General features: G+C 72.2%; 14 protein-coding genes. 4 read left to right on the top strand and 10 right to left on the bottom strand.

Going from position 1 to position 19,950, the window contains the following annotated elements:
- Positions 1–42 precede the first annotated feature (42 nt).
- Together ABFJ78_RS15215 and ABFJ78_RS15210 are read left to right on the top strand one after the other, a co-directional pair.
- Positions 43–426, top strand: a complete 384-nt coding sequence (locus tag ABFJ78_RS15215; protein ID WP_436387780.1) for a globin — start codon at positions 43–45, stop codon at positions 424–426.
- Positions 423–1,973, top strand: coding sequence for a glycoside hydrolase family 13 protein (locus tag ABFJ78_RS15210; RefSeq protein WP_436386920.1), 1,551 nt, complete (start codon positions 423–425; stop codon positions 1,971–1,973). The genes ABFJ78_RS15215 and ABFJ78_RS15210 overlap by 4 nt, the downstream gene beginning before the upstream one ends.
- Here the strand turns inward: ABFJ78_RS15210 and ABFJ78_RS15205 are convergent.
- The 8 genes from ABFJ78_RS15205 to ABFJ78_RS15170 all read right to left on the bottom strand — a co-directional run bounded on the left by ABFJ78_RS15205 (position 1,970) and on the right by ABFJ78_RS15170 (position 15,656).
- Positions 1,970–2,383: a hypothetical protein gene (locus tag ABFJ78_RS15205; RefSeq protein ID WP_436386919.1), complete on the bottom strand. Its 414-nt coding sequence runs from the start codon at positions 2,381–2,383 to the stop codon at positions 1,970–1,972. The genes ABFJ78_RS15210 and ABFJ78_RS15205 overlap by 4 nt on opposite strands.
- Before the next feature lie 70 nt (positions 2,384–2,453).
- Entirely contained in the window at positions 2,454–2,699 is a 246-nt protein-coding gene (locus tag ABFJ78_RS15200) for a hypothetical protein (protein ID WP_436387779.1), read from the bottom strand.
- Positions 2,700–2,814: 115 nt separating this feature from the next.
- Positions 2,815–3,450 (bottom strand): hypothetical protein, encoded by a 636-nt coding sequence (locus ABFJ78_RS15195; protein WP_436386917.1) that lies wholly within the window; start codon positions 3,448–3,450, stop codon positions 2,815–2,817.
- The gene (locus tag ABFJ78_RS15190) at positions 3,443–3,862 is read right to left on the bottom strand and encodes an acyl-CoA thioesterase (protein WP_436386916.1); all 420 of its coding nucleotides are present in this window, start codon (positions 3,860–3,862) and stop codon (positions 3,443–3,445) included. The genes ABFJ78_RS15195 and ABFJ78_RS15190 overlap by 8 nt, the downstream gene beginning before the upstream one ends.
- Positions 3,859–8,844, bottom strand: coding sequence for an NAD-glutamate dehydrogenase (locus ABFJ78_RS15185; RefSeq protein WP_436386915.1), 4,986 nt, complete (start codon positions 8,842–8,844; stop codon positions 3,859–3,861). The genes ABFJ78_RS15190 and ABFJ78_RS15185 overlap by 4 nt, the downstream gene beginning before the upstream one ends.
- Positions 8,845–9,265: 421 nt before the next feature.
- Positions 9,266–11,836 carry a hypothetical protein gene (locus ABFJ78_RS15180; protein ID WP_436386914.1) on the bottom strand — a complete coding sequence of 857 codons (2,571 nt, stop codon included), beginning with the start codon at positions 11,834–11,836 and terminating at the stop codon, positions 9,266–9,268.
- Positions 11,837–11,852: 16 nt separating this feature from the next.
- Entirely contained in the window at positions 11,853–13,529 is a 1,677-nt protein-coding gene (gene ettA, locus ABFJ78_RS15175; RefSeq protein ID WP_436386912.1) for an energy-dependent translational throttle protein EttA, read from the bottom strand.
- Positions 13,530–13,637: 108 nt separating this feature from the next.
- The gene (locus ABFJ78_RS15170) at positions 13,638–15,656 is read right to left on the bottom strand and encodes a cytochrome c oxidase assembly protein (protein ID WP_436386910.1); all 2,019 of its coding nucleotides are present in this window, start codon (positions 15,654–15,656) and stop codon (positions 13,638–13,640) included.
- Positions 15,657–15,712: 56 nt separating this feature from the next.
- Here ABFJ78_RS15170 and ABFJ78_RS15165 point away from each other — a divergent pair, with 56 nt between their 5' ends.
- Positions 15,713–16,351, top strand: coding sequence for a phosphoglycerate mutase family protein (locus ABFJ78_RS15165; protein ID WP_436386908.1), 639 nt, complete (start codon positions 15,713–15,715; stop codon positions 16,349–16,351).
- On the opposite strand, the gene ABFJ78_RS15160 is transcribed toward ABFJ78_RS15165, so the two are convergent.
- Together ABFJ78_RS15160 and ABFJ78_RS15155 are read right to left on the bottom strand one after the other, a co-directional pair.
- Positions 16,325–17,476 carry a sensor histidine kinase gene (locus ABFJ78_RS15160; RefSeq protein ID WP_436387778.1) on the bottom strand — a complete coding sequence of 384 codons (1,152 nt, stop codon included), beginning with the start codon at positions 17,474–17,476 and terminating at the stop codon, positions 16,325–16,327. The genes ABFJ78_RS15165 and ABFJ78_RS15160 overlap by 27 nt on opposite strands.
- A gap of 195 nt (positions 17,477–17,671) precedes the next feature.
- Complete coding sequence (locus ABFJ78_RS15155) at positions 17,672–18,838, bottom strand: MFS transporter (RefSeq protein ID WP_436386907.1); 1,167 nt, start codon at positions 18,836–18,838, stop codon at positions 17,672–17,674.
- 52 nt (positions 18,839–18,890) lie between these two features.
- On the opposite strand from ABFJ78_RS15155, the gene ABFJ78_RS15150 reads away from it, so the two are divergent.
- On the top strand, positions 18,891–19,940 hold the full coding sequence (locus ABFJ78_RS15150) for a LacI family DNA-binding transcriptional regulator (RefSeq protein WP_436386905.1): 1,050 nt from the start codon (positions 18,891–18,893) through the stop codon (positions 19,938–19,940).
- Positions 19,941–19,950: the final 10 nt, after the last annotated feature.

Genomic DNA, 19,950 nt, shown 5'->3' with positions numbered 1-19,950 from the left:
GGGAACGCGGAACCGAAGGGCAAAATGGAAGGCGTGTCTGCAGTGAGCGAACCGGCGAACCTCTACGAAGCGGTGGGCGGCGAACCCACGTTCCGCCGGATCGTCGCGCGGTTCTACGAGGAAGTCGCGCGTGACGAGGTCCTGCGCCCGCTCTACCCCGAGGAGGACCTCGGCCCGGCCGAGGAGCGCTTCCGGCTGTTCCTCATGCAGTACTGGGGCGGCCCGCACACCTACTCGGACCAGCGCGGGCACCCGCGGCTGCGGATGCGGCACGCGCCGTTCAAGATCGGGCCGATCGAGCGGGACGCCTGGCTGCGCTGCATCCGGATCGCCGTCGACGAGGAGAACCTGGAAGAGCCGTACCGCGGTCAGCTCTGGGCCTACCTGGAGATGGCGGCGCACAGCATGATGAACAGCTTCGTATGAGACAGGGAGCCTGGTGGCGAGATGCCGTCTTCTACCAGGTCTACGTGCGCTCGTTCGCCGATTCGGACGGTGACGGCGTCGGAGACCTGGAAGGCATCCACTCCAGGCTCGGTTACCTTGAGCTGCTGGGCGTGGACGCGCTGTGGCTGACCCCGTTCTACCGCTCCCCGATGGCCGACCACGGCTACGACATCGCCGACCCGCGTGACGTCGACCCGATGTTCGGCACCCTGGGCGACTTCGACGTGCTGCTGACCGAGGCGCACAAGCGCGACATCAAGGTCACCGTCGACGTCGTGCCGAACCACACCAGCAACCAGCACGCCTGGTTCAAGTCCGCGATGGCGGCCAAGCCCGGCAGCCCGGAGCGCGACCGCTACATCTTCCGCGACGGCGTCGGGCCGAAGGGCGAGGACCCGCCCAACAACTGGGTCAGCGCGTTCGGCGGCCCGGCGTGGACGCGGGTGCCCGACGGCCAGTGGTACCTGCACCTGTTCGCGCCGCAGCAGCCGGACCTGAACTGGACCAACCCCGAGGTCGCCGCCGACCTGGAGCGGACGCTGCGGTTCTGGCTCGAACGCGGGGTCGACGGCTTCCGCATCGACGTCGCGCACGGCATGGCCAAGCCGCCCGGCCTGCCGGACATGGACCCGCGGGCGGACGCGCTCGGGCCGAGCCACTACTACGACCCGCGCTGGGACCACGACGGCGTCCACGAGATCCACCAGATGATCCGCAAGGTCCTCGACGAGTTCCCGGACGCGATGGCGGTCGGCGAGATCTGGGTGACCGACGAGGAGCGCCTGTCCCGCTACCTGCGGCCCGACGAGCTACACCTGGCGTTCAACTTCCGCCTGGTGCTGACGCACTTCGACGCGGACGCGATGCGCACGGCCATCGAGCGCTCCCTGACGGTCCCGGCCCGCACGGGCGCCCCGGCGACGTGGACGCTCGGCAACCACGACGTCTGGCGGCAGGTCAGCCGCTACGGCGGCGGCGACACGGGCGTCCGGCGCGCGCGGGCGATGGCGCTCGTGGAGCTGGCCCTGCCCGGCGCGGTGTACCTGTACAACGGCGAAGAGCTGGGGCTGGCGAACGTCGACCTGGCGCCGGCCGACATGGCCGACCCGCGTGCGAAGACGAGTGGCGCGGAGTTCGGCCGCGACGTCTCCCGCGTGCCGCTGCCCTGGGAAGGCGACCTGCCGCCGTTCGGGTTCTCGCGCAACCCGCGGACGTGGCTGCCGATGCCGCCGGCGTGGGCCGGGCTGACGGTGGAGAAGCAGATCGAGGACGCGGATTCGACGCTTTCCCTGTACCGGCAGGCGATCGAGCTGCGCAAGACGCATCCGGCGTTCGGCGGCGAGGAGCTGGAGTGGTACGGCGCGCCGGCGGGCTGCTTCGCGTTCCGGCGCAAGGGCGGCGGGCTGGTGTGCGCGTTGAACACGTCGGCGTCGCCGATCGCGCTGCCGCCGGGCGAGGTGCTGCTGTCGAGCAGCCCGCTGGTGGACGGCAAGCTGCCCGCGGACTCGGCCGCCTGGCTGGTTTAGAGCGGCACCCACCGGCCGGGCTTGACGACGTCGGCCGCCTCGGGTGCGGGGCCGCGCGCGAGCTGGTTGACGCGCTGGTGGGACAGGCCGAGCAGATCGGCGATCGCGCGTTGCGAGAGCCGGCCGTTCAGCGTGGAGACCAGGCGGGCGCGGACGCCTTCCCGCCACTCGGCGACGTCCTCGGCGATCCGGTGCGCCTCCCGGTACTGCAGGACGAGGTCGGTGGCGTCCTGGTCCTCGAACTCGTAGCGCCAGCGGAGGAAGAACCGCTCGGGCGGGAGGCCGGTCAGGTTCGCGATGACCTTGCGCATGCCCGGATCGACGTCGGGGAACCGCTTGAACTCGCCCGCGGCGTCGACGCCGTCAGTAACCTTCGCGATCCACTGGCCGGCCTCGCGGGTCACGGTCACGGTGAACGCCGGAAACCTCATCGCTCGCCTCTCGCCGTCCCTCCCACGGGAAGGCGCGGACTGTAACACGTCAGCCGCTCTGATCGCCCGAACCGTCGTCGAAGGCCCCGCTGGCCAGCCACGCAACGAGCGCCGCGGCCTGGAGGTAGGGCGCGGCTTGGGCGGCCGCCCGGCCCGCCGCTCGCGCGCGGCCCCACCTCTCAGGACGCTCGGCGCGCTCCGGCGCCTGCTCCCCCGGCGGACGGTCGCGCCGCCACGGCGTTTCCTCGGCGCGGACACCGTCCAGGAACTCCGCGGTCGGATCGTCGTCCTCCACGGCTTCGGGGGTCCGGGTGGCGGAGCCCCCGGCCCGGGGCGAAGCCCCGGCTGTTTCAGCCATGCCTCCAGCGTGCCACCGTTCGGCGGGAACGGTGGCGGCCGTAAGCAAACCGTCAGAACAGCAACGGCAACAACGCGTGCCGCCGCCGGACGATCGCGCCGTACCGCGCGTCCAGCCGCAGCCACGAGTCCGTCGCCGACACGCGGACGACGTCCTCGGCCAGGTCCGAATCCACGAAACCCATCCCGGACATCGCGAACAGGCAGCGCATCTGGACCTTCACCTCGACCGCGTCGCCGGACACGGTCAGCACCGCCTGGTCCATCAGCGACGCCGGCGGGTTGCCGTGCGGACCGGCGTTGTCCCTGGCCAGGGTCACGCCCCGGTCGGCCAGTTCGGCGACGACCCGCGCCGGCAGCTCGTCGACCAGCGGCCAGCGGCCGGACGGGGGCAGTTCGCCGTGCCACAGCAGGTCGCGGGCCGGGCCGGGGTCCATCCGGGGACCACCCGCCACGGTCAGCGCCGCCAGCAGCTCGTTGCCGGACACCGTGACGTCGCCGGGGGTGACGTCACCGGCCACCGCGCGCGTCGCGTAGCACTCGAACGGCGTCGCCGTCCAGGCCTCGACCACGCCGTCGCCCCGCTGCCGCAGCCGGACGGCCGTCTGGCCGTCCAGCCGGACCGCGCGGGCGACGAACGCACCGAGGGTCTCCCGGTCGGCCGCGTCCGGCACGAACAACTCAGGCATCCGCGAACCCCTGCTTCAGAAACTCCGACTCGGGCGGGCTGAGCCTACGCGGCCGCAACGCGACCGTGTCGTACGGCGCCAGCACCGTCTCGGCCGTCACCGCCACCGGATCGGATTCGGCCGGCCCGGTGTGGACCCGGTAGGCCAGCGTGAAGCTGGCCGCCCGCAGCTCCGTCAGGTCGATGTCCACGCGCAGCTGCTGCCCGGACACCACGATCGGCGCCTTGTAGGCCACCTCCAGCTTGACGACGACAATGCCCTTCGGCAGCTGGTCCAGCCCGGCCTCGACGGCGCCCTTGAACAGCAGCGGGATCCGCGCCTCTTCGAGCAGCGTCACCATCTTCGCGTGGTTGATGTGGCCGTAGACGTCCATGTCCGTCCAGCGCGGGCGGACGTGCGAAACGTAGGTCACCGCACCGTGCTCCGGATCTGCCGCGCGGCCACCGAAAGCGTCGCCAGGTCGAGCCGGCCGGACTTGTGGATCTCGTCCAGCGCGACGCGCGCCCGCTGCAGCCGCGAGGAGTTCGTCTTCTCCCACTGCGCGATCTTCGCGTCCCCGGACGAGCCGGGATCGCTGTGCCGCAACGCGTCCAGCGTGATTGCCCGCAGCGAGCCGTAGACGTCGTCGCGCAGCGAAAGCCGGGCGAGCGCGTGCCAGCGGTTGCCGCGTTCGAGCGCGCTGATCTCGGTCAGCATCTTGTCGACGTCCAGGTGGTCGGAGAGCGCGTAGTACAGCTCCGCCGTCTCCGCCGGGCTGTGCGGTGCGTCCACGCCGACCTGCTGCTCGGCGAGCTCCGCCACCTCGGTGACGTCGAGCAGGCCGAAGGTGTGCAGCAGCAGCGAGACGCGGCGGGCCAGCCCCTCCGGCACGTTCGCGGCCATCAGCTCGTGCACGTGCTTCTCCACCGACTCGGCCTCGCGGCCGCGCAGCAGGTCGCCGATCTTCGGCACCAGTTCACCCAGCACGCGGCCGAAGCGCTTGATCTCCGACAGCGGCGCCAGCGGCTGCGGCCGGTTGGTGAGGAACCAGCGCGCGGCGCGGTCGAGCAGCCGCCGCGTCTCCAGCACCATCGCGTCGGCGACGTCGGTGTGCACGACGTTGTCGAGCGCGTCGATCTCCTGCCACAGGGCGGGCAGGTCGAACACGCGCGTGACCACGGCGTACGCGCGCACCGCGTCGGTCGCGGTCGCGTTCATCTCCTCCATCAGCCGGTAGACGAAGGAGATGCCGCCGCCGTCGACCACCTCGTTGGCGATCAGCGTGGTGATGATCTGGCGGCGCAGCGGGTGTTCGCCGATCGCGGAGCCGAACCGCTCGCGCAACGGCTTCGGGAAGTACTCGGGCAGCCGGGCCGCGAACACCTTCGAGTCGGGCAGGTCGCTGGCCAGCAGCTCGTCCTTCAGCTCCAGCTTGACGTGCGCGAGCAGCGTCGCCAGCTCCGGCGAGGTGAGGCCCTTCCCCGCCTTCTCCAGCTCGCGGAACTCCGAGTTGCTCGGCAGCGCTTCGAGCTTGCGGTCGAACGCGCCCGCGGACACCAGCGCCTGCACCTGGCGCGCGTGCACCGAGAGCATCGGCGCGGCGTGCGCCCGGCTGACGCCGAGGACGGCGTTCTGCCGGTAGTTGTCCTTGAGCACCAGCGCGCCGACCTCGTCGGTCATCTCCTCCAGCAGCTCGTTGCGCTGTTCGCGCTCCAGCTTGCCGGTCTGCACGAGGTGGTCGAGCAGGATCTTGATGTTGACCTCGTGGTCGGAGCAGTCGACGCCGGCCGAGTTGTCGAGCGCGTCGGTGTTGATCTTGCCGCCGTTGCGGGCGAACTCGATCCGGCCCAGCTGCGTGAGGCCGAGGTTGCCGCCCTCGCCGAAGACCTTGACGCGCAGCTGCTTGCCGTCGACGCGGATGGCGTCGTTGGCCTTGTCGCCGGCCGCGGCGTGGGATTCGGTCTCCGCCTTGACGTAGGTGCCGATGCCGCCGTTCCACAGCAGCTCGACCGGGGCCAGCAGGATGGCCTGGATGAGGTCCATCGGCGCCAGCGCGGTGACGCCCTCTTCGAGCCCGAGGGACGCGCGGACCTGCGGGCTGATCGGGATCGACTTCGCCGTGCGCGGGTAGATCCCGCCGCCTTCGCTGATCAGCGAGCGGTCGTAGTCGTCCCAGGAGCTGCGTGGCAGGTCGAACAGGCGGCGACGTTCGGCGTACGACGCCGCCGCGTCCGGGTGCGGGTCGAGGAACACGTGCATGTGGTTGAACGCCGCGACGAGCCGGATGTGCTCCGACAGCAGCATGCCGTTGCCGAAGACGTCGCCCATCATGTCGCCGATGCCGACGACGGTGAAGTCCTCGGTCTGGGTGTCCTTGCCCAGCTCGCGGAAGTGCCGCTTGACGCTCTCCCAGGCACCCTTCGCCGTGATGCCCATGGCCTTGTGGTCGTAGCCGACCGAGCCGCCGGAGGCGAACGCGTCGCCGAGCCAGAAGCCGTACTGCGCCGAGACCTCGTTCGCGATGTCGGAGAACTTCGCGGTGCCCTTGTCGGCCGCGACGACCAGGTACGAGTCGTCGGCGTCGTGCCGGACGACGCCCGGCGCGGGCACGGTCTTGCCCTCGATCCGGTTGTCGGTCAGGTCGAGCAGGCCGGAGATGAACATGCGGTAGCAGGCGATGCCCTCGGTGAGCTGGGCGTCGCGGTCGATGCTCGCGTCGCCGGTCGGGGCGGGCGGGCTCTTCACGACGAAGCCGCCCTTCGCGCCGACCGGCACGATCACCGCGTTCTTCACCGCCTGCGCCTTGACCAGGCCGAGGATCTCGGTGCGGAAGTCCTCGCGCCGGTCCGACCAGCGCAGGCCACCGCGCGCGACCTCGCCGAAGCGCAGATGCACGCCTTCGACGCGCGGCGAGTACACGAAGATCTCGAACCGCGGCCGTGGCTCCGGCAGGTCCGGCACGCCGGCCGGGTCGAGCTTGATCGCCAGGTACTGGCGGGGATTTCCGTCGTGGTCGCGGACGTGGTAGTTCGTCCGCAGCGTGGCGCGGATGACGGCCATCAGCCGGCGCAGGATGCGGTCCTCGTCGAGGCTGGTGACCTCGTCGATCATCGCGCTCAGCTCACCGGCGAGCGCTTCGGTGGCCGACTCGCGGTCGGCGTCGCCCAGCTTCGGGTCGAAGCGCGCCTCGAACAGCCGCAGCAGCTTCGTGGCGACCTGGGTGTGGTTCACCAGCGTGTTCTGGATGTAGTCCTGGGAGAACGCGCTGCCGGCCTGGCGCAGGTACCGCGAGTACGCGCGAAGCACGGCCACCTGCCGCCAGGTGAGCCCGGCGCGCAGGACCAGGCCGTTGAGCCCGTCCACCTCGGCGTCCCCGCGCCAGGCGGCCTCGAAGGCGTCCTGGAACCGGCCGCGCAGCTGGTCGACCGCGTGGTCGTCGGTCTCGTCGAGCATCTTCTGGGCGACGCGCAGGCCGAAGTCGTAGATCCAGCAGGCGCCGCCGTCTTCGCGGTGCAGCTCGTACGGCCGTTCGTCGACCACCTCGACGCCCATGGCCTGCAGCACCGGCAGCACCTTCGACAGGGTGACGCCCTCGCCGCGCAGGTACAGCTTGAAGCGCCGTTCGCCCGGTTCGGCGTCGGCCGGCCGGTAGAACGACAGCGCGAGATCGCCCTCGTCGGTCAGCGAGTCGAGCGAACGCAGGTCGGCCAGCGCCTCCCGGGCCGAGAAGTCCTCCTTGTAGCCCTCCGGGAAGACGCTCGCGAAGCGCTGGCCCTGCTCGGTCGCCGACTCCTCGCCGAGGACGCCGACGGCCACGCCGCCGTCCGACTGCTCGCGGCGCTCGTCGAGGACCGCCTCGATCATCCGGTCGTCCCAGCTGCGGACGGCGTCGTTCAGCCGCTCCTGGATCCGCTGCGTGTCCGGCTCCAGCCGGCGCGCGGGATCGGTGTGGACCATGAAGTGCACCTGCGCGAGGACGGTCTCGCCGATCCGCGCGCTGTACTCGAGCTGGGTGCCTTCGAGCTCCTCGAGCAGGACTTCCTGCATCGCCAGCCGCGACCGCGTCGTGTAGCGGTCCTGCGGGAGGTAGACGAGGCAGGAGTAGAAGCGGCCGTACGGGTCGCGGCGCAGGAACAGCCGCAGCCGGCGGCGGTCCGAGAGCGTGATCGCGCCGGTCGTCGTCGAGTACAGCGAGTCGGTGTCGGCGGAGAACAGGTCGGCGCGCGGCCAGTTCTGCAGCACCTCGAGCATCCGCTGGCCGGAGAAGGACTCCATCGGGAACCCGGCGCGGTGGATCACCTCGCGGACGCGGTTGCAGACCACCGGGATGTCGAGGACGTTCTCGTGCAGCGCCGTGGTGGTGAACATGCCGAGGAAGCGGTGTTCGCCGGTGACCTTGCCTTCGGCGTCGAAGGTCTTCACGCCGACGTAGTACGGGTAGACCGGCCGGTGCACGGTCGAGGGCGCGCTCGCCTGGGTCAGCACCAGCAGCGACGGCGCCAGCGCGGACGCGGCGGTGTCCGGCCCCGCGGTGAGCCCGCGGGCGGCGAGGCTGTCCTGGCGCAGCACGCCGAGCCCGGAGGCCAGGACCGCGCGCAGGGCGGGGTCGCCGGACTCCGCGTGCGGGTTCTCGACCAGCTCGTAGCGGCGGTAACCGAGGAAGGTGAAGTGCCCGTCGGCCAGCCACCGCAGGAGGCGGGCGCCTTCGGCGACCTCGGCCTGCGGCAGGTGTGGCGGATCGGTTTCGAGTTCGCTCGCCAGCTGGCAGGCCGTCTGGGCCATCTTTTCGGCGTCCTCGACGACCTCGCGGACGTCCCCGAGGACGCTGGAGAGGCGGTTGTCGAGTTCGCGGGCCCGGTTCGGGTCGGTGACGAAGTCGATCTCGATGTACATCCACGACTCGGCGGCCGAGTTCGCGGGCGGCTCGGCCGGGTCGGCCTCGGGGTGGACTTCCTGCAGCTCGCCGGTCAGGTCGCGGCTGACGACGACGATCGGGTGGACGATCCGCTGCACCTGCACGCCGTCACGGGCGAACTCCGCGGCGATCGAGTCGACCAGGTAGGGCATGTCGTCGGTGACGACCTGCACGACGGTGGCTTCGCGCGCCCACCCGTCCTCGGCGACGGTCGGGTTGAGCAGCCGCACGGCCGGGCGGCCGGGCATCCGGGACTTCGCGAGCTGCAGGTGCGAGCGCACCGCGCCGACGAGGTTGACGGGCTCGTCGCCGACGATCTCCTCGGCCGGGATGTGCCGGTAGTAGAGCCGGATCAGCTCCCCGATCTCCGGCGCGAGCCCGGCGGCGGCGTCGATCAGGTCGTCCCTGATCTGCTCCGGGCTGGCCGGGGAACGCCGGCCGAACTCCGGTTCGGTGTCGGCTCCGGTTCCGGGTGGGGACGAGACTCCGGTCGAGCTCATTCGAGGCAACTCTCCAGTGTGCGTGGGTGGTACCGGCCCGGTTCGGCGGTGAACCGGACCACCCCACACTAATGCGCCGCGATCGGGGAACGCATGAAGACCCGGGGGTTCCCTAGGTTGAGAAAACCCTTCCCGGCCAGCGGATTCGCGTGATCGGTCAAGCTACTGACGGGTTGCCTTCCGGCGGGGTCCGCGGCGCTGACCAGCCGGGCTCGCCGGGCGTTACCTGCTGCGGAGCCAACGTGATCGGTTCAGTCGAGCCGGGCGGGTGCCGCTCGGCGAAGGCTGTCGGCCGGTCGGCGACCTTCGGGGTGCGACGGAGACCACTCGCCCGGACCGGTGGCGAGTCGGCGACGAATAGGGGTGTCTCGGCGACCGGAGGCCGATCGGACCGGCCTTCGGCGGCGGTGCGGGCTCGGGGTCAGTCGCCCGAGCCGTGGCGGCGGGAGTCCGAGACCTCGGCTCCGTGGCCGTTGCGCCCGTGCCCGTTGCGGCGGCCCGTGTCCTGCGAACCCAGCTGCTTGACGAGCGCCGCGGCGCTCGCGGTGCCCGCCTGGTGCTCCGCCAGCGCGCGGGCGAGGAGGTCGGCGAGACCCGCGTCCGGCGGGGGCTCGTCCTCCGCGATCGCGCGCGCGTAGCTCTCCGGGAACGGTGCCGTCGCCGGGGTCCAGTGGCCGAAGTCCTCCATCGGCTCCAGCGACGGCGGCATCCGCAGCCGCGGCAGCCAGGGCTCGGCTTCGTCGCGATAGTCCGGCACCGACGGCGGCTCGTCCTCCGGCCGCGGCGGCGGGGCCAGCTCCGGCTCGGGCCGCGGTGGCGGCTCCTCCGCGCGGGTCTCGGCGTCCTCCGCGCGGCGACGCCCACCGCTCGCTCCGCCCGACGACGAGATTCCCAGCCGGTCCAGCACCGACCGGGCGGCCTCGGAACCGTGCTCGGCGTCGTGCCGCGTCGACGGCTGCGGTTCGCGCCGCTCGTCCCACGGCTCCCGCTCGGCGGCGGGTTCGGGCGCGAGCGGCAACGCCGGCGTGACGCGCGTGGGCGCCGAATCGCGGTCGGCGGCGGTCTCCCGCAGCCGTGCTTCGGCGAGGGCCGCCCAGGAGAACTTGGGTTTCTCGCTTTCCTGCGGCGCCGGCGGCTCGACCGGTTCGCCGTTGGTTCGGGCCGTGGCGCGGACCTCGATCGGCTCGGCGGGGACCTCCGGCGCGCGCCGGCGTCCGGACGACGGCGCTTCGGCGGGGTCCGGCGGAAGCGGCCGCGCCTGACCGGGCGACTCACGCCGCCACGGCGGGTCGACGGAAGCCGACCGCACCTCGACCGGCTCCGGCGCGCGCCGGCGCGCGGGCTCGACGGGCTCCGGCTCGGCCGACCGCACCTCGATGGGCTCGGCCTTCCGCCGTGCCGGCTCGAACTCGGCCGACCGCACCTCGACCGGCTCACGCCGGTGTTCCGGCTCGACCGGAGCCGGCTTCACCTCGATGGGCTCCGACCGGATCTCGGGCGCCCGCCGGCGTCCCGTCGGCTGCACCTCGGTTGGCTCGGGCCGCCGCCGTTCCACGACCACCGGCTCCGGGCGCACGCGCGGCTCGGCGGGCTCGTCCCGCACCGCCGGCATCACCGACGTCTCGGCGGCGTCGGCGGTCACCCGCGGCCGCTCGAACGACCACGCGGGCGCCGGCTGCGGCTCCGGCGTCTCCTCGCGGCCGAAGGACCAAGCCGGCGTCTTCGGCGCGGGCGCGACCGGTGCGGCTGGTTCGGCCGCCACGACCGGAACCGGCCGCGACGGCACGCTGCTTTCGGGGGTCCGGGTGGCAGCGCCCCCGGCTCGGGGCGAAGCCCCGGACGGCACCGCCTTCAGCACCTCGTCGAGGTCGATCGACGCCGGCTCGCCCGTGCCGAACTCACCGGCCAGCACGCTGCACGCCTGCCGCCGGGACCGCGCGTGCAGCTGCTCGGCCGCCCGCGAGCGGTACAGGCACGCGATGGCTTCCTCGGCCTGCCCGAACCGCTCCTCCAGCTGCGCCAGCTCCAGCCACAACCGCGCGGTCACCGCGGACAGCCCGTGCCGGTCGGTGCTCGCCACGGCTTCGCGGACCAGCTCGGTGGCCGCCTCCCCGGAGCCCGCGGGCAGGTGGATGCGCGTCGCGACGGCCAGCCGCAGCCAGCCCATCGGCGCGACGCCCGCCGCGCGCACCGGCTCGGCCAGCACCGGCTCGGCGATCTCGTACGCCATTTCCGTGTCGCCGCGGTCGAGCAGCGTGCTGACCAGCAGCAGCACCAGCCGGATCCGGACGAGACCGCCGTCGTCGGCCGGGTTGTCCAGCTTCTCCAGAAAGCCCAAACCCGTCCGGGCGGCGTCGGCCGCGGCCGTCAGATCCCCGTGCCGGCGCCGGTGCGACGCCGTACCGACGCGCAGCAGCGCCCGCACCAGCAACTGGGTGTCGGCGCTCAGGGACTCGTCGCCGAGGACGAGCTTGTCCGCCTCGACGAGCACCCGGTCCAGCTCCGCCTTCCGCCCCAGCAACCCGAGGCAGCCGACCAAGTGCGTCAGCGCGGCGGCGCGGTGCACCGGCGAGACGACCGGGTCGGTGAGCACCGGCCGCAGCGCGGCGAGGCCCGTCAGCGGCACGCCCAGGCTGCGGGCGCACACGGCGAGGTCGATGCGCAGCCGGGCGGCGATGTCGCCGTAGCCGGCGTGCTCGGCCGCGCGCAGGGCCGCGACCGCGCGCCCGACCGTGCCCGGGCGCATCCCGAGCCGGACGCGCGCGGAGACGACCAGGCTCTCGGCCCGGATCCACTGCTCGTCGGCGCCGGCGGCTTCCGAGAGCGCGGCCGCGCGCTCGCCGAGGACCAGCGCGAGTTCGGGCGCGCGCAGGTGCAGCGCGTCCGCGCGTTCGATCAGCCGGCCGACTGCGGAGAGGGTTTCCCCGGCATGGACGGGACGCCCGCTCCCCGGGGAGAGCGGGCCCGTCCGGTGCTGTTCGCTGGCTTCCACGGGGAAACCCGCCCCCTCAGTCGCGGGTCAGCTTGCGGTGGGTGACACGGTGCGGGCGGGCAGCCTCGGCGCCCATCCGCTCCACCTTGTTCTTCTCGTACCCTTCGAAGTTGCCCTCGAACCAGAACCACTTGGCCGGGTCTTCGTCCGTGCCTTCCCAGGCGAGGATGTGCGTCGCGACCCGGTCGAGGAACCACCGGTCGTGCGAAATCACCACGGCGCAGCCGGGGAACTGCTCCAGCGCGTTCTCCAGCGAGCCCAGCGTCTCGACGTCCAGGTCGTTCGTCGGCTCGTCGAGCAGGATCAGGTTCCCGCCCTGCTTGAGCGTCAGCGCCAGGTTGAGCCGGTTGCGCTCACCACCGGAGAGCACGCCCGCCGGCTTCTGCTGGTCCGGGCCCTTGAAGCCGAACGCGCTGACGTACGCCCGCGACGGCATTTCGGTCTGGCCGACGTGGATGTAGTCCAGCTCGTCGGAGACGACCTGCCAGACGGTCTTCTTCGGGTCGATCCCGCCGCGGTTCTGGTCCACATAGGACAGCTTGACCGTCTCGCCGATCTTGACCACGCCGTCGTCCGGCTCCTCGAGCCCGACGATGGTCTTGAACAGCGTCGTCTTGCCGACGCCGTTCGGGCCGATCACGCCGACGATGCCGTTGCGCGGGAGGTTGAACGACAGCCCGTCGATGAGCACGCGGTCGTCGAAGCCCTTCTGCAGCTTCTCGACCTCGACCACGACGTTGCCCAGCCGCGGGCCCGGCGGGATCTGGATCTCCTCGAAGTCGAGCTTGCGGTGCTTGTCCGCCTCCGCCGCCATCTCCTCGTAGCGGTCGAGCCGCGACCGGGACTTCGTCTGGCGCGCCTTGGCGTTGGACCGGACCCACTCGAGCTCGGTCTTCAGGCGCTTCGCGAGCTTCGCGTCCTTCTTGCCCTGGACCTCGAGCCGCTCGCGCTTCTTCTCCAGGTACGTCGAGTAGTTGCCCTCGTAGCCGACGACGCGGCCGCGGTCCAGCTCCATGATCCACTGGGCCACGTTGTCGAGGAAGTACCGGTCGTGGGTGACGGCGAGGACAGCGCCGGCGTAGCGGGCCAGGAACTGCTCCAGCCACAGGACACTCTCGGCGTCCAGGTGGTTGGTGGGCTCGTCGAGCAGCAGCAGGTCGGGCGCCGACAGCAGCAGCTTGCACAGCGCGACGCGGCGGCGCTCGCCCCCGGAGAGGTGCGAGACGCCTTCGTCGGCCGGCGGGCAGCGCAGCGCGTCCATGGCCTGCTCGACGGTCGAGTCGAGCTCCCAGGCGTCGGCGTGGTCCAGGTCCTCCTGGAGCTTGCCCATCTCCTCCATGAGCTCATCGCTGTAGTCGGTCGCCATCAGCTCGGCGATCTCGTTGTAGCGGTCGAGCTTGGTCTTGATCTCGCCGAGCCCCTCCTCGACGTTCTGCCGGACCGTCTTCTCCTCGTTGAGCTCCGGCTCCTGCATGAGGATGCCGACGCTGGCACCGGGCTGGAGGAACGCCTCGCCGTTGCTGGCCTGCTCGATCCCCGCCATGATCTTGAGAACGGTGGACTTACCGGCACCGTTCGGCCCGACCACGCCGATCTTGGCGCCGGGGTAGAACGCGGTGCTGACGTCGTCGAGGATGACCTTGTCCCCGACGGTCTTGCGCACCTTCTTCATGGTGTAGATGAACTCGGCCATACCGACGATCGTAGAGCGCACCTGATCGCGGCTCGACGCCGGTCACCGTCGGACTACCGAAAGTCAGTCCCGGATCACCGGAAGCGCTGTTTTTCCGCGCCCTCAACCTCAACTGGAGCCCGAGGGTCGCTTCCCCTCCGCGAGGTTCTTCAGCATCGCGTTGTAGGCGTTCAGCTCCTCGTCACCGGTCGCCGCTTCGCGCCGGTCACGCCGCTTCGCCTCGCGCTCGTCCTGGCGCGACCACTGCACCAGCAGCGCGATCAGCACGAGCAGCACCGGGAGCTCACCGGACGCCCACGCGATGCCGCCGCCGAGCCGCTGGTCGACGAGCAGGTCGGTCACCCACGGCAGGTGCAGCTGGCTGTAGAACGCCTGCCCGATGACGGTCTGCTTGCTCATCAGGATCACGCCGAAGAAGGCGTGGAACGGCATCGCGGCGAACATCATGCCGAGCCGGCCGAGGTACGGGATCCGCCGCGGCGCCGGGTCGACGCCGATCACCGGCCAGTAGAAGACGTAGCCGGCGAGCAGGAAGTGCGCGTTCATCGCCAGGTGCGCCCAGTGGTAGTTCAGCGCGGTGTCGAACAGCCCGGAGAAGTACAGCGCGTAGAACGAGCCGACGAACAGCAGCAGCGCGACGACCGGGTGGGTGAGGAACCGCGACACCGGCGAGTGCACCGCCGCGACGATCCACTCGCGCGGTCCCGGCGGGGCGTCCTTGCCGGCCGCGGGCAGGGCGCGCAGCGCGAGCGTCACCGGCCCGCCGAGCACGAACAGCACCGGCGCCACCATCGAGAGCAGCATGTGGTTGCCCATGTGCACGCTGAACATCGCGGGCGCGTAGCGGCCGATGCCCGACGACGTCGCCATCAGCAACACGACGCAGCCGACGATCCAGGCGACGGTGCGGCCGACCGGCCAGGTGTCGCCGCGGCGCAGCAGCCGGCGCACGCCGGCCAGGTACAGGCCGCCGAGGACGAGCGCGAGCGTGCCGTAGACCAGGTCGAATCGGGTGTCGAAGAGCAGGCGCCAGACCGTCGGCGGGCCGTCGAGGTTGTAGCCGATCAGCAGCTCGGTGGTGGACGGCTGGGTGATCGCGTCGGCCGGTGGCGGCGTCCGGGCCAGCCCGGACGCGATCCCGATCGTGACGAACATGATCAGGATCTCGACCGCGGCCAGGCGCAGCAGCTGCGCGCCGCCCTTGCCGTCGACGAGGTCCGCCACGCCCTTCTGCCGCTGCTGGTGGCCGAAGACGCCGAGCAGCAGGAGCGCGACCGTCTTGGCGACGACCAGGAGGCCGTAGTCGGTCGTGAAGAGGTCGTTGAGGCCGATCCGGACCAGCGCGTTGATCACGCCGGAGATCGCCATCACGATCCAGCACACCAGCGCCAGCCGCGAGAACCGCCGCGCGGCCAGGCTCAGGTGGTTGCCGCGCCGGTACCCGAGGGCCAGCAGGGCGACCAGGCCGCCGACCCAGAAGGACGCGGCGACGAGGTGGAACAGCAGGCTGTTGGTGGCGACGTCGTGCGAGCCGCCGCTGGCCGAGTGACCGGTGACCGCGACCGGGACCAGCCCGCCCACGGCCAGGAAGAACAGCACGGCCGTCCAGCCCCAGGACAGCGCGAGCCGGCAGCCGAGGGCGACGAGGACGGCGATCAGCGCCGTCCACAGCCAGGCCTTGGGCTGTTCGATGGCGCCGACGAGGTCGAGCAGCGTCTGCGGGTCGAGGACGTCGCCGAACGGCTTCCCGGCGGTGTCGGCGGCGGTGAACGCGACCGAGAGCAGGGCCGCGCCGAACCACACCCAGGCGGCGATCCCCGCCGCGCGCAGAGCGCCGTAGCCCTCCGGGCCGAGCGTGCCGGACTTCTGCGGCGGCACCAGGAACGCGGCCAGCAGCAGCGAGCCGACGCAGATCACCGACGCGGCCTCGGAGAGGACGCGCATGACCGTGATGCCGTACTTGGTGACCAGCCCCGGATCCGGCAGGCCGGCGATGACGTACCCGGCGCCGCCGGTGAGCGCGATCAGCCCGATCGCGACGACGGCGGCCAGCAGCACGCCGACCGCGAGCAGGGGCAGCACGCTGGCCCGGCGCTGGGTGGGGACGTCGGATTTCGTCGCGGACACGCCACTGAGGGTATGCCCAGCCCCGGTCAGGCCCGTGTGACGGGCAGGATGGGAGCGTGAAGATGATCCTGCTGCGGCACGCCGAGTCGCTCGGCAACGTCGACGAGCTCGCCTACACGCGGATCCCGGACCACGCCCTGCCGCTGACGGAAAAGGGCGAACGGGAAGCGCTTGCGGCGGGTCCGGAGATCGCCCGGCTGCTCGACGGCGAGCGGCCGGCCGTCTACGTCAGCCCGTACCTGCGGACGCGGGAGACGTTGCGGCTGCTGAACATCGAGGCGTCGTGCGAGCGGCTGCTGCAGGAGCCGCGGCTGCGCGAACAGGACTGGGGCAACCTGCAGGACCCGGCCGACCAGGAGATCCAGAAGGCGCGGCGCAACGAGTTCGGGCACTTCTTCTACCGGCTGCCGTTCGGCGAGTCGGGCGCGGACGTCGACGACCGCGTCGCCGCGTTCCTCTCGGACCTGCGCCTGCGCGACGAAAGTCACCCCGAGACGGTCCTGATCGTGTCGCACGGGCTCACGCTGCGGCTGCTGTGCCGCCGGCTGTTCGGCTGGAGCATCGAACTGTTCGAGTCGCTGTCCAACCCGGGGACCTGCGAATACCGCGTCCTTACCGAGTCCGACGGCAAGTGGTCGCTCGACCGCCCGTTCGCGCAGTGGCGCGACTCACCCGACGGGGAAACGCAGCTCTAGCGGCGCGGTCAGCACGACGCGGGTGCCCTGGCCAGGCGCCGAGTCGATCCGCGCGGTGCCGCCGATCTCGGCCATCCGGGCGTGGATCGAGTTCTCGATGCCGAAGCCGCCGCGGCGCGCGCCGACGTCGAAACCCGTTCCGTGGTCGCGCACGGAGACCGTGACGACGCCGTCGTGCTCTTCGAGGCACATGACGGCTTTCGACGTTTTCGCGTGCTTCAACGTGTTTCGCAGCGCTTCGCGAGCGGCGTCGTGCAAGGAGTTGACGACGCTCTCGGGGACGTCGGACGGCTTCGCGAGCGGGACGAGGTCGACGCGCAGGCCTTCCGCCGTCATCTCGACCGCGAGCGCGCCCAGGCGGTGCTCGAGGCCGCCCGGCTCGGCGGGTGCGTCGCCGTCGAGGCTCAGCCGCAGGCGCAGCGCGTGCGCGCGGGCGATGCTGCGGACCTGGTCGAGGCTGCCGACCGGGTCGAGGGCGTCGCGGGGCGCCGGCAGCGCGAGCGACTCCATCACCTGCAGGACGGTGTCGTGGACGTCGCGCCGGTGCCGCTCGCGTTCGGCGGCCCGGCCGCGCTGCTCCCCCAGCCGGTGCGCGAACCGCATCGAGCCGGCGACCAGCATGACGATCGCCAGCGCCGTCGCGGCGGCCGCGACCAGGGCGAGCACGATCCACGTCGCGGGCGCCGACGTCCCGGACACCACGGCCGTGCCGTAGCGCAGGAGCACGGCGCCGGTGATCGCGACGGCCCCGGCGGGGGCGCCGCGCAGCAGCGTCCAGACCATGACCGTGCCCATGATGTTGGGCCAGGTCAAGGGAAGCAGAGCCGGAGCGAACAGCGCCGCCGCGAAGCTCGTGACGAGCGTGTACGCGGTGTCGGCGACGAGCACCGGCCGGATGCCCGTGCTGCGGTGGAAGACCCAGGCCACCTCCGCCAGGTTCGGCACGAGGTAGAGCGCGATGGCCAGGCCGAGCACCGGCGCGCCCAGCGGGCCGCCGGACCAGATCGCTTGCAGGAACAACGCGAGCCGGAACGCGACCGGCACGAGCACGAGCCTCGGCACCGCCCCCTGCACGAGCGGGAGCCCGGCTCCACCGGCGAGCGCCCCCGCGCCGCCGAGCAGCACAACCCTCACGACGTCCTCCCCGGGTCAAGGCCCCTACCTTGACCAGCCCACCTGAACTCGTAACGTCGGCTCATTCATTTCAGTTTACGACGCGCTCAGCTTGCCCCGCCTGGTTCCGCACTGTCAACGGGGCTACGGCGGTAGAGGCCGTACGGGAGAGACGCACGCCCTTCGCACCCGGCTCCCGGTTTTTCGTCACGATTCGACGGTCACTGCGGCTTCCTCCCGCTTCCGCGCCCGCCGGGCACCGAGGGCGGCGGGCAGGATCAGCGCGGCGACCAGCGCGACAAACCCGAACGCCACGCCGTAGTCCGACACCTGCGCGATGCCGCCGACGATCGGCGGCCCGGCGAGGAACCCGGTGTACGCGATGGCCGTGACGAAGCCGATCTCGCGTTCGCCGCCGCCTTGTTTCCCGGCGTCGCCGGCCAGGCTCAGCGCCATCGGGAACGAGGCGGCCAGGCCCGCGCCGGCGAGCGCGAAGCCGACGTAGCCGACCGCGGCGACCGGGATCGCGGCCGCTGCGAGCAGGCCGACGGCGGCGAGGACCGAACCCGCGGCCAGGCAGCGGGTGGGACCGAAGCGGCGTTGCGCATACGTTCCGGCGAGCCGGGTCAGGGCCATGACCAGCTGGAAGCCGGCGAACGCGAGCGCCGCGGCGCCTTGGCCGACACCGCGTTCGACCGTCATGAGCAGCGCGGACCAGTCCGACGACGCCCCTTCGGCGATCGCCGAGCACAACGCGACCGCGGCGAGCAGCCACAGCACCGGGCGGCGGATCGGCGCCCGGCTCGGCGTGACCTGCTCGCGGTGCTCGGGACGGCTGCCCGGGACCGCGCGGAGGATGGGCAGCAGCACCGCGACGGCGACGACGGCGGCCACGGTCAGGTGACGCGCCGGGGACCAGCCGTGGCCGGCGGCGAGGCCCGCGGCCAGGGAACCGGCGAGGGCGCCGAAGCTGAACCCCGCGTGGAACTCGGGCATGATCGCGCGGCGGATCCGGCGTTCGACGGCGACCGCGGCGACGTTCATCGCGACGTCGAGCATCCCGACGCTCGCGCCGATCAGGAGCAGGGCGCCGGCCAGCAGCGGCACGGTGGGGGCGAACCCGACCAGCACCATCGAGCCGGCCGCGCTCGCGGTGCTGCCGGCGACGACCACGCGCGCGCCGGCGCGTTCGATGATCCGGCCGGACACCGAGGCGGCGGCGAGCATCCCGACGCTGGCGCCGAGCAGTGCCAGGCCGAAGACGCCGGGCGAGGCGTGCACCTGGGCCGCGAGCGCGGGCGTGCGGGACGCCCAGGACCCCAGCGCGAGGCCGTTGAGCGCGAAGACGACGAACACCGCGAACCGATCCCGCATGGCTCCCAGCGTGACTGAAGCGCTTCAGAAAGTCCATGGCTACACTGCGCGGATGACCCGGCGCCGCCGTCCCACGCTCGACGATGTCGCGTCGGCCGTGGGTGTTTCGCGGGCCACCGTTTCGAACGCGTACAACCGGCCTGACCAGCTGTCTTCCCAGCTGCGTGAGCAGGTTCTGCGGGCGGCCGCTTCACTGGGTTATGCCGGCCCGGACCCGACCGCGCGCAGCCTCGCGACCAGCCGGACCGGGGCGGTCGCGGTGCTGCTGGACACGTCGCTGTCGGCGGCGTTCTCCGACCCGGCGCTGTCCCTGACGCTGGACGCGCTGGCCCGGGTGGTCGACCCGCACGCCTTACTGCTCCTGCCGGGCGGTGCTTCCGGCGGGCCGCCGGCTTCGCAGGTGCTGACCGCGCAGGCCGACATCGCGGTGGCGTATTCGCTGGCCGACGGCGCTCCGGCGCTGGATTCGGTGCGCGCGCGGGGGTTGCCGCTGGTGGTGATCGACCAGCCGCTGCTGCCCGGCGCGGCGCGGATCGGCTGCGAGGACCGGGCGGGGGCGGCGCTGGCGGCACGGCACCTCGTCTCGCTGGGCCATCGGCGGTTCGGGATCTTCGCGGCTTGCAGCCGGGTCACGCCTGGTGGCGGCGGTCTGTCGCTCGAGGCCGCGGCTGCTGCTTCGTTCCGCGACACGCGCGAGCGGCTGGCCGGCTACTTGGGCGAACTGGGCTCGGCCTCGGTCGTCGTTCGCGAGGCGGCCGGGCTGAGCGTGGAGAGTGCGTTGCCCGGGGCGTTCGCGCTGCTGAGGGCGACGCCGCGGCCGACCGCGGTGCTGTGCATGTCCGACCAGCTCGCGCTGGCGGTGCTCGCGGCGGCAGGGCAGCTGGGGATCCGCGTGCCGGCGGAGCTTTCGGTGGTCGGGTTCGACGACAGCCCGCCGGCGTCGTGGTCGTCCCCGCCGCTGACGACGGTCCGGCAGGACCTCGCGGCGAAGGGCCGGATCGCCGGGGAGCTGGTGCTGCGGCTGCTGGCCGGCGGCTCGGTGCCGGCGCCGTCCGAGGTGCCGATTTCGCTGGTGGTGCGGGGCAGCACGGGCCCCGCGTAGCACCGCGTTC

It is taken from the genome of Amycolatopsis sp. MEPSY49 (genome assembly GCF_051337345.1).
Taxonomy (GTDB): Bacteria; Actinomycetota; Actinomycetes; order Mycobacteriales; family Pseudonocardiaceae; genus Amycolatopsis.
This window is presented reverse-complemented; position numbering and strand designations above follow the sequence as displayed.

Excerpts from the sequence above, each read along its gene's own strand:
- ABFJ78_RS15210 (WP_436386920.1), top strand. The coding sequence starts at position 423 with ATGAGACAGGGAGCCTGGTGGCGAGATGCCGTCTTCTACCAGGTCTAC.
- ABFJ78_RS15195 (WP_436386917.1), bottom strand. The coding sequence starts at position 3,450 with ATGCCTGAGTTGTTCGTGCCGGACGCGGCCGACCGGGAGACCCTCGGT.
- ABFJ78_RS15185 (WP_436386915.1), bottom strand. The coding sequence starts at position 8,844 with ATGAGCTCGACCGGAGTCTCGTCCCCACCCGGAACCGGAGCCGACACC.
- ettA (WP_436386912.1), bottom strand. The coding sequence starts at position 13,529 with ATGGCCGAGTTCATCTACACCATGAAGAAGGTGCGCAAGACCGTCGGG.
- ABFJ78_RS15155 (WP_436386907.1), bottom strand. The coding sequence starts at position 18,838 with ATGCGGGATCGGTTCGCGGTGTTCGTCGTCTTCGCGCTCAACGGCCTC.
- ABFJ78_RS15150 (WP_436386905.1), top strand. The coding sequence starts at position 18,891 with ATGACCCGGCGCCGCCGTCCCACGCTCGACGATGTCGCGTCGGCCGTG.